9 protein-coding genes are annotated in these 8,634 nt (G+C 51.9%); 3 read left to right on the top strand and 6 right to left on the bottom strand.

Annotation, left to right across the window (positions count from 1 at the left end):
- The first annotated feature begins 291 nt into the window (after positions 1-291).
- The 3 genes from FHS90_RS05700 to FHS90_RS05690 all read left to right on the top strand — a co-directional run bounded on the left by FHS90_RS05700 (position 292) and on the right by FHS90_RS05690 (position 3,650).
- Positions 292-1,092: a DUF1206 domain-containing protein gene (locus FHS90_RS05700; RefSeq protein ID WP_182512310.1), complete on the top strand. Its 801-nt coding sequence runs from the start codon at positions 292-294 to the stop codon at positions 1,090-1,092.
- A gap of 316 nt (positions 1,093-1,408) precedes the next feature.
- The gene (locus tag FHS90_RS05695; RefSeq protein ID WP_182512309.1) at positions 1,409-2,338 is read left to right on the top strand and encodes a PhzF family protein; all 930 of its coding nucleotides are present in this window, start codon (positions 1,409-1,411) and stop codon (positions 2,336-2,338) included.
- A gap of 4 nt (positions 2,339-2,342) precedes the next feature.
- The gene (locus tag FHS90_RS05690; protein ID WP_246386684.1) at positions 2,343-3,650 is read left to right on the top strand and encodes a metal-dependent hydrolase family protein; all 1,308 of its coding nucleotides are present in this window, start codon (positions 2,343-2,345) and stop codon (positions 3,648-3,650) included.
- 314 nt (positions 3,651-3,964) lie between these two features.
- On the opposite strand, the gene FHS90_RS05685 is transcribed toward FHS90_RS05690, so the two are convergent.
- The 6 genes from FHS90_RS05685 to FHS90_RS05660 all read right to left on the bottom strand — a co-directional run bounded on the left by FHS90_RS05685 (position 3,965) and on the right by FHS90_RS05660 (position 8,632).
- Entirely contained in the window at positions 3,965-4,414 is a 450-nt protein-coding gene (locus FHS90_RS05685) for a peroxiredoxin (RefSeq protein WP_182512308.1), read from the bottom strand.
- 219 nt (positions 4,415-4,633) lie between these two features.
- Complete coding sequence (locus FHS90_RS05680) at positions 4,634-5,323, bottom strand: DUF2461 domain-containing protein (protein WP_182512307.1); 690 nt, start codon at positions 5,321-5,323, stop codon at positions 4,634-4,636.
- Positions 5,324-5,456: 133 nt separating this feature from the next.
- The gene (locus FHS90_RS05675) at positions 5,457-6,077 is read right to left on the bottom strand and encodes a TIGR04282 family arsenosugar biosynthesis glycosyltransferase (protein ID WP_182512306.1); all 621 of its coding nucleotides are present in this window, start codon (positions 6,075-6,077) and stop codon (positions 5,457-5,459) included.
- A gap of 48 nt (positions 6,078-6,125) precedes the next feature.
- Positions 6,126-7,175 carry an arsenosugar biosynthesis radical SAM (seleno)protein ArsS gene (gene arsS, locus FHS90_RS05670; RefSeq protein ID WP_182512305.1) on the bottom strand — a complete coding sequence of 350 codons (1,050 nt, stop codon included), beginning with the start codon at positions 7,173-7,175 and terminating at the stop codon, positions 6,126-6,128.
- A 113-nt stretch (positions 7,176-7,288) separates the two neighbouring features.
- Entirely contained in the window at positions 7,289-7,624 is a 336-nt protein-coding gene (locus FHS90_RS05665) for an arsenosugar biosynthesis-associated peroxidase-like protein (protein ID WP_182512304.1), read from the bottom strand.
- 189 nt (positions 7,625-7,813) lie between these two features.
- Positions 7,814-8,632 carry an anti-sigma factor gene (locus tag FHS90_RS05660; RefSeq protein WP_182512303.1) on the bottom strand — a complete coding sequence of 273 codons (819 nt, stop codon included), beginning with the start codon at positions 8,630-8,632 and terminating at the stop codon, positions 7,814-7,816.
- Positions 8,633-8,634 lie beyond the last annotated feature (2 nt).

Raw genomic sequence — 8,634 nt, 5'->3', positions numbered from 1 at the left:
ACCAGGGCGCAGCACTGGCTTGCCCTGCATCTGCTAGCCTTTACAGCCTTGTTTATCCGAAAATTCAACCAAAATCAAAAACTCTAAACAGCTTCATTAATTTAAAATAAATTTCCTTTCATTTCTTCCACAATAATGAATCAACCATCCCAGGCACAATAAAAATAGGCGCTCTAACACCTCCTGCTCATGCCGGCTTTATGATCTGGAACAGGATTATGGAGCCCGTGACAACTTAATTCCTTTGCGTATCGTCTAGGGAGTACGAACAAAAAAAAGTTTGTCACCACTATGCCGTCACAGAAAAAGAAATGGGTTGAACGTTATGCCAAAGTAGGATATGCCGCCAAAGGAATAGTGTATATTTTGGTGGGAGCCTTAACGGCAATGGCTGCCATTGGAATAGGAGGCCAGAAAGCATCTAACACAGATGCCTTCCTTCAGCTGAAACGCTTACCTGGGGGAGGCTTTTTATTAGGTCTTTTAGCAGCCGGATTAATTGGATACAGCCTCTGGAGATTTACCCAGGCAATTCTAGATACAGAAGATAAAGGCGCCTCTACCAAAGCAATTAGTAAAAGGGCGGCATACGCATTCAGCGGATTTATTTATGGATCATTGGCCGTGGTGGCATTTAAAATTGGTTTAGGGAGTGCAAATAATAAAAAAGACGGATCCAGGGAGGAAATGGTCATCACTGAATTACTTCAAAAACCTTTTGGCAAATGGCTGGCAATAGCAATTGGGTTGTTAACAATTGGCAACGGCCTTTACCAATTAAAGAAAGCAATTACCAAATCATTCATGAAAGAGGTAAAGAATTTACCACCTCAGAGTTATCATTTCCTGGAAAAATCAGGAAGAGCAGGGTTTGCCTCCAGAGGAATTGTTTTCTGCATAATTGGGTATCTATTTGTAAGTGCTGCGTGGCATCAGAACCCTAAAGAAGCCGAAGGCACCAAAGGGGCATTTACCTTTTTACAAACATCACCCTTTGGCAGTTGGATCTTAGCCGCGGTTTCTGTTGGCTTAATTGGCTATGGTATATTTATGTTTGTTCAGGCAAAATACAGTGATATTTCTATTGATTAAATCCCATTACTCATTTCCCATAATCAAAAGAGAATATAAAATTTCAACTTTCGTATTCTCCCTCTTTTAAGAGCGGTACAAACATATTTTTCTTCAACACACTGTTGTTCCTTCACCTGACCTCCCAAAGAAATCCACTCTTGAAGGCAGGTAAATAAACTGGATAACAAACCTACCGCTGTTTCCTGTTTTAAGGCTGTTTTTGAGAAAACACCCCTAAAACAGGAAACAGCGCCCGTAGCAAACCCAAGCGTTTTATCAAATGAGAATAGGCCCCGGTGCCGCATCTCTACGGGTTAGTTCTTACCTTCAGGCCATGAACTCACTTCCTTTCTACATAGTAGATGTCTTTGCTGATGCCCCATACCGGGGAAACCAGTTAGCCGTCTTCCGGAATGCCCAAGGCCTCAGTACCCAACAAATGCAGCAGATTGCCCGGGAGATTGGCTTTGCAGAATCTGCCTTCATCAGCAGTGACCAGCCACAGCAAGGCGGGTTTGATGTACGCTTTTTTACGGTGGAATACGAAGTCCCTTTTGCCGGGCACCCCACGTTGGGCACCGCTTTCATCATTCAGCAGTTTATTATGGGAAATGCCGCCCCTACCCTGGCCTTAAACCTCAAGGCGGGCCAAATACCCGTCTCGTTCAAATACCGGGGCCAGCGGCCAGATTTTCTGTTCATGCGCCAAATCAACCCTTCCTTCGGCCCCATATTTCCTAAACAGGAGCTGGCCGCCGCGGTTGGGCTGCCAACAGACGCCTTCCACCCTACCCTTCCCGTTCAGGAGGTTTCTACGGGGTTGCCTTTTCTGATCCTCCCTGTACAACGGCTGAAACACATGCGGCAGCTTTCTGTACAACCAGAGCCTCTTTTACGGTTTCTGCAAAAGCACGGCCTATATAAAACCCAGCGGCCAGACGGACTCACTGTGGCGCTTTATTTCTTCTGCCCTGAAACCTACAGCCCCCACTCCCAACTGAACGCCCGCATGCTGGCCTATGAAAACAACCAGATCATAGAAGACGCTGCCACCGGGAGCGCCAACGGCTGCCTGCTCAGTTACCTGCTCCACCACAAGTTCTTCCCGGCAACTGAGCTTGAGCTTCTGGTGGAACAGGGCGTGGAGATGAACCGCAATGCTACCATCAAACTGAAAGGGAAACGCAGTGCACCAGATCAGTATGATATCAACGTGGGCGGGCAAGTACAACTCATTTCAAAAGGGGAATGGTATGTCTATTAACGCTATGAGTCTGAACCCAATGCCGCTCCGCAAAACACTGCCCCTCCTGCTGCTGGCCATTTTCTTTCCGTTTTGGGGCTGTTTTTCCCAAAACAGCCCCAAAACAGATTCTGTGTATGTATTGAAACCGAGCCTGGTCTTTGACGGGCGGGAACTACATAAAGATTGGGTGGTAGTGGTGCAGGGGGAACGTATAACAGCGGCAGGACCTGTGTCTTCTGTAACCCTCCCCACCGGTGCCATCACCTTTGACTTGCCGGGGCAAACGCTGCTGCCGGGCCTGATAGAGGGCCACTCCCACCTGTTGCTGCACCCCTACAATGAAACCTCGTGGAACGATCAGGTGCTGAAAGAACCTGAGGCGCTACGGGTGGCCCGGGCCACCAACCATGCCCGGCACACCTTGCTTGCAGGCTTCACCACCGTCAGGGATTTGGGCTCAGAGGGGGCCGGCTACGCCGATGTAGGGCTGAAGCAGGCCATTGACCAAGGCATCATTCCCGGGCCCAGAATGCTGGTGGCCGGTAAAGCCATCATTGCCACCGGCAGCTACGGGCCCAAAGGATTTTCGCCGGCATTTGAAGTACCCCAGGGGGCTGAGGCCGCCGATGGGATTGACCACCTCACGCGGGTGGTGCGCGACCAGATAGGCAAAGGGGCAGACCTCATCAAAGTCTACGCAGACTACAGGTGGGGACCAAACGGCGAGGCAATGCCCACGTTCACCCTGGAGGAACTGAAACTGGTGGTGAGTGTGGCCCGCAGCAGCGGAAGACCCGTTGTGGCCCACGCCAGCACTCCAGAAGGCATGCGCCGTGCCGCAGAGGCCGGCGTAGAAACCATAGAGCATGGTGACGGCGGTACGCCTGAGGTCTTCCAACTCATGGCGAAGAAAGGGATTGCCCTCTGCCCCACCGTGGCTGCCGGTGATGCCCTCTTGCAGTACAATGGCTGGCGCAAAGGCTTTGATCCGGAACCAGCCCGTATCACCCAAAAGAAGAGCAGCCTGAAAGCCGCCCTCGCGGCCAAAGTCCCCCTCTGCGTGGGCGGGGATGTGGGCGTGTTCCCCCACGGTGACAATGCCCGTGAACTGGAACTGCTGGTGCACTACGGGGTTCCGGCCGTAGAGGTGCTGCGCGCCGCCACCTCCGGAAATGCGCGGCTCTTTCACCTGAACAACAAACTTGGCAGCGTCAAAACGGGTCTGCTGGCAGATCTGGTGGCTGTACAGGGGGACCCTACCCAACACATTAGCGCCCTCAGACAGGTGAAGCTGGTCATGAAAAGTGGCAAATTGTACGTGCACCCTTGAACTGACTGACCCTAAACCGTAAGTGCCGTTTTTGGCCTGTTTTTCAGAAAACAGGCCAAAAACGGCACTTACGGTTTAGGGCAATTTTAAATTTGCCATGGCGCTGCAAAACGCCAAAAAAAGTACCGGCGTTTACACGTTTCTGGCCCTAGCGCTGTTACGCGGCTCAAGAACTGCCGCCGCAGAGCCTTTCCCTGCTTTTTACGCCCGTAAAAGCGAGAGTTTACCTTGCACTTCAAGGCTTTCCCATGTATCTCTTCGGCTTACCAGTCATTGCTTAACATAAATAATAAGCTAAAGACAATAAATGGCTCTTATATTCTTTTCAAAGCCGCCAAAGCATTCTGTACGTGCTCCAGCGGTTTGATCATGGAGTTGAAGGCATATTGAACGGTACCCTGCTGGTCTATCACGTAAGTAACCCTCCCGGGTATCAACCCGAAGGTACTGGGCACTTTATATAGTTTCCTCACGTGTTTGTCTGTGTCTGCCAGCAGTACAAACGGAAGACTGTGCTTGCTGGCAAACCTGGTGTGTGAATCAGCGGAGTCTGAGCTGATGCCCACCACTTCTGCCCCCTGCCCTGTAAAGTCTTCGTACATATCCCGGAACGTACAGGCTTCTTTGGTGCAGCCCCGGGTATCATCTTTAGGGTAAAAATAGAGCACTACCTTCTTTTCTTTCAGAATTTCATAGAGCCTCACCTTTTTACCGGTCATATCTGGCAGCTCAAAGTCTGGGGCTTTCTCGCCTTCCTTCAGCATAAATCTCTGTTTACTAGTTAATGACTAAACTTGCGTTTGGTTAATTTTTAAAAACGTCTCTGTCTGAAGAAACCCCAGGCCCTTTGCTACCTCTGCACAAGCGCAAGCTTCTAAAACGGCAGAAGAAAATGGAGAGAGGGGCAGCACAGGCGTAGCTTTCATGTAGCAACCTGTTTCTGTTTTCGGCCTGTTTTCTGGAAAACAGGCCGAAAACAGAATCTACACCTCCTCTGCCTTCAGATCCTGCATGGGCCTCAGAAAGAAGTCATTGATAGGTTTCAGGGCTTCCATGGCCGCCAGGCATTCGTCATAGAACTGGTCGCTGGTCACCACCTTGTCAGGAAAGAAGTGGGAGGCGTTCCAGCTTTTGTGCCGTAACAACTCAATGGCCGGGTTGTCACTGTCATAGCCTTTGGGGGTTGTTTTCAGTTTTTCGCCCTGCAGCCCGTTGAAATACTTCTTAAAAGCGGGGTTGTGGAGCAGGCCTTCTAATTCCTTAAGGTTGTAGTCAATCTCCTGCCTGATGGCTTTAAGTTCTGGGGCTGGCGGCATCCAGACGCCCCCTGCCAGGAAAGACTGGTTCTCTGGGCTAATGTGCAGGTAAAAACCAGGGTTGATGGTTTTTCTTCCGCCCTCTGCCATATAGGCGCAGATATGGTCTTTGTAGGGACGTTTGTCATTAGAAAACCGCACGTCACGGTAAATCCTGAAGAGGAGGTCTTTGGGCTGCTGGCCCTCCAGGGCAGGCTCAAAAGAAACCGCCCCCTCTAACAGGGTTGCCAGGAACGAAATAAAATCCTGACGGGCGGCTTCATAGCGGCTCCGGTTTTTCTCAAACCACTCGCGCTGGTTGTTCAGCCGGAGGTCTCTGATAAAATCAAGGGTGGTGGGATCTAGGTGCTTTTTCATGGATGTCAATCAAGAGAAGCAAAATGCTCTGCTGTAAAACAACAGCCCAAGGTGGCAGGAAGTTCTGCCTTTTGCAAATGTAGTTGAGTGTTGCCCCAGATGGGCTCTGCCGCCTTGGCTCCAGTTGTTTCGTTTACCCTTGAGGGGCAGTGGGCAAGAGCGAAGGCCATTGCGTCAGGTCTTCCTCCACATCAATATCAGAAAGGGTGGGGAGCAACGCCACGTTCAGTTGCAGCTCCAAGGCGGTGGCCAGGGTGGCGGCCTGTACCTCAGAGGTGCTCCAGGGTTTCTCCAGGAAAAGCTCCGGGTGCAGGCATTTCAAACCCAGCAGATAGTACCCGCCGTCCTGGGCAGGCCCCATCACCAGGTCGCAGCTGGGTTGCTCCAGTTTCTGAAAAGCCTCTTCCAGTATTTCTGAGGAGAGACCGGGGCAGTCACTGCCAATGACTAAAATGGAGGAATATCCCTCCAGAAGCCCCAGGGCGAATAAGCTGAGCATTCTGGTCCCTAAATCACCGGGGGGCTGCTGTTGCCTCACAAACCCCCTGTCTGACCAGGCATCATGCTCCGGCACTTCATCTGCGTAGCACACCCATTTCTCAGCGGCCACACGGGCCGCCACAGCGTGCGTGTGCTGCAGTAGCGCCTCATACACTTGCAGGGCTTTGGCGTCTCCCACGGTGCGGGCCAGCCGGGTTTTCACTTTCCCCAATTTGGGGGTTCTTACAAAGACCAGGAGTAATCTATTTGTCATTCTCTCAAGCGTGGTCAACCTTTTTACAGGATGGAAGATTCTTCTATTTCACACCACTTCGCCGCCACAGCTGGAGCCTGCCCCGGCAGTACAGCCATAGCAGTGTTGGTTAAGCACAATGTCTCTGGCTGCCAAAAGGTCTTGCCTGAAATCTTTGATATGGCGGGGAGCGTTGGCCTGGACCGGTAACTCTAACATCTGGTTGAAATCACAGTCATACAGCTGACCGTCCCAACCAACGGAAAGGGTGTTACGGCACATTACGTTGGCCGCCGCCGCGGGGTTAAAGGCCGTGACCAGTTTCTCCATGTACCCTTCATAATTCCCGCTGGAAATCAAATACTCCAGAAAACGGCTGATGGGCAGGTTGGTTATGGCAAAGAGGCTGTTGAAGGTAATGCCATAGAGGTGGTTCAGCCGCTGTTTGAATTCCGCCTCCAGTGACTTCTGGCTTCCCGGTAAAAAAGCCCCCGCCGGGTTGTACACCAAATCTAACACCAGACCGGTGCCTTCCACCCCGTACCCTGCGCCATTCAGCATCTGCAACGCTTTGATAGATTTTTCAAATACCCCATCGCCCCGTTGGGCGTCAGTGCGGCTGGAGGTGAAATAGGGCAGAGAAGACACCACGTGCACCCTGTGCTGCTGAAAGAACTGAGGCAGGTCATGGTACCTGGGGTTGGCCAGGATAATGGTCAGGTTGCAGCGCACCATCACCTGTTTCCCCAGCTGGGAGAGCTCCTGCACAAACCATCTGAAATGGGGGTTCATTTCTGGCGCCCCGCCCGTGAGGTCAACCGTGGTAATGTCTGAGTGCACCAAAGCGTCCAGGCACTGCTGCATGGTTTCACGGGTCATAATCTCTTTTCGGTCTGGCCCGGCATCAACATGGCAGTGCTTGCACACCTGGTTGCACATTTTTCCCACGTTTACCTGTAACACCGTGAGCTGGGAGGGTTTTAACGGGTACAATCCGTTTTCCAGCAGGCGCTGACCAAACGCAGGAAATGTTCTGCCCGTTGGCAGCCCCTGTGACAGCACTTCTAACTGGAAAGAGGTGTCTGCTAACTGGTCATGTCTGGCGGCTAGAGATTTCATGGCAGTGGATACGTAAAGTTGGGGCAGAGAAGGTACTTTAACAGAAGGGGGTGCTGCCAGAAAAGCAACGTTAGCCACCAGTAAAGCGGCGGCTCTATGCCCACCTCACGGCGTTACATCATCACCTCTTTCACCTTGTTCATCATCTGTACCCCGTGCACCAGCGCCGCGCCTCCTTTTATGGCCGCCGCTACGTGAATTGCCTCCATCATTTGTGCCTCATCGGCACCTTTTTCCAGGGAGCCGGTGGTATAGGCGTCAATGCAATACGGGCATTGCACGGCATGGGCAACGGCCAAGGCGATCAACGCCTTCTCGCGCTCTGTCAGTGCCCCTTCTTTGAAAACCTCCCCGTAGTAGTCAAAAAACTTGGAAGCCAGCAATGGCTGGTAGTCGGCAATTGCGCCAAACTTGGCTAAATCATCTGGGTTGTAATACGTTTTTTCCATGGGTTCTTTATACGGAGGTAAAACAGGATATACTATGCACCTCTTATTTTCTTATTATTTTCTTACGAAAAAAATGCCGGTGGAACTCAGGATGAACGGTACCGCTCTCTATAAACGTTTCGGGGCTGTTTTAGAAAAAACAGCCCCGAAACAGAAAGTACCCATTTGAAAGTTATAGCCCGCTCAGCGTCAAATGTTCCCCATCACGTACATGGCCTCCAAGGTAGGATTCACACTTCCGCCCGCCGGTTCAAGGGTCACGGCAAAGGCTTGCGCCTCCTGTATGGATTTCATGCGCTGCAGCAGACTGTCTGTCTGCACCACCACTCCCGCATCAACCGGCTTGCCGTTGGCCAGCGCCCATAACTGGTATTGTTTTCCGGCCGGGGCCGCGGGGAGTTTGCTGGGGTCAAAGTACACCTCTTTGGTTTCTTTGTTCCAGAAAACAGAAGCCTGGGCCGCGGGGTGCTGCTCCACTCCTTTTAAGGAAACAGAAACCGTTTGCGGGTCACGCACAAGCGCCAGCAGATTCTCTGACTTGAATGCCCGCTGCTCCACCTGGTTCACCTGCAGGGCGTATTGGCGCGTAGCCTGCTGTGACACCGCCAGTTCCTGCCTGGCTTCGCTCAGGTTCTTATAGAGGAAGACGTTGGTAGCCGCACTTATAAGCAGCAGGACCGCGGCAGCCACTTTCAGCCAATTGGGGCTTTTGTTTGGGGAGTAATCAGTAAGCGGTACAACCTTACCGGCCTCTTCTGCCAATGGTGGTTCAGCCAGGGGGGCAAGGCGCTGCAGATGCCCTAAGATTTTATCTTCCAGCTCTGGTCTTGGTGGTTGGGCGTGGGTGAGTGCATACGCCTCCAGGGTACGTGTAACTTCTTCAAGTGCCACACGTACCTCAGGATACTGCGCGGCCATGCGCTCCACATCAGCCTGCTCTGCCTCTGTGAGTCCGCCGGCGGCATAAAGCTCCAGTACTCCTGACTCAATGTATTCCTGCGTATTCAACT

The organism is Rufibacter ruber (assembly GCF_014138425.1).
GTDB lineage: Bacteria > Bacteroidota > Bacteroidia > Cytophagales > Hymenobacteraceae > Nibribacter > Nibribacter ruber_C.
The sequence above is the reverse complement of the archived record's forward strand: the minus strand, read 5'-3'. Positions and strand labels throughout refer to the sequence as shown.

Bases quoted from the DNA above. Each gene is read 5' to 3' on its own strand.
- FHS90_RS05700 (WP_182512310.1), top strand. From the start codon at position 292: ATGCCGTCACAGAAAAAGAAATGGGTTGAACGTTATGCCAAAGTAGGA.
- FHS90_RS05695 (WP_182512309.1), top strand. From the start codon at position 1,409: ATGAACTCACTTCCTTTCTACATAGTAGATGTCTTTGCTGATGCCCCA.
- FHS90_RS05690 (WP_246386684.1), top strand. From the start codon at position 2,343: ATGAGTCTGAACCCAATGCCGCTCCGCAAAACACTGCCCCTCCTGCTG.
- FHS90_RS05685 (WP_182512308.1), bottom strand. From the start codon at position 4,414: ATGCTGAAGGAAGGCGAGAAAGCCCCAGACTTTGAGCTGCCAGATATG.
- FHS90_RS05680 (WP_182512307.1), bottom strand. From the start codon at position 5,323: ATGAAAAAGCACCTAGATCCCACCACCCTTGATTTTATCAGAGACCTC.
- FHS90_RS05675 (WP_182512306.1), bottom strand. From the start codon at position 6,077: ATGACAAATAGATTACTCCTGGTCTTTGTAAGAACCCCCAAATTGGGG.
- arsS (WP_182512305.1), bottom strand. From the start codon at position 7,175: ATGAAATCTCTAGCCGCCAGACATGACCAGTTAGCAGACACCTCTTTC.
- FHS90_RS05665 (WP_182512304.1), bottom strand. From the start codon at position 7,624: ATGGAAAAAACGTATTACAACCCAGATGATTTAGCCAAGTTTGGCGCA.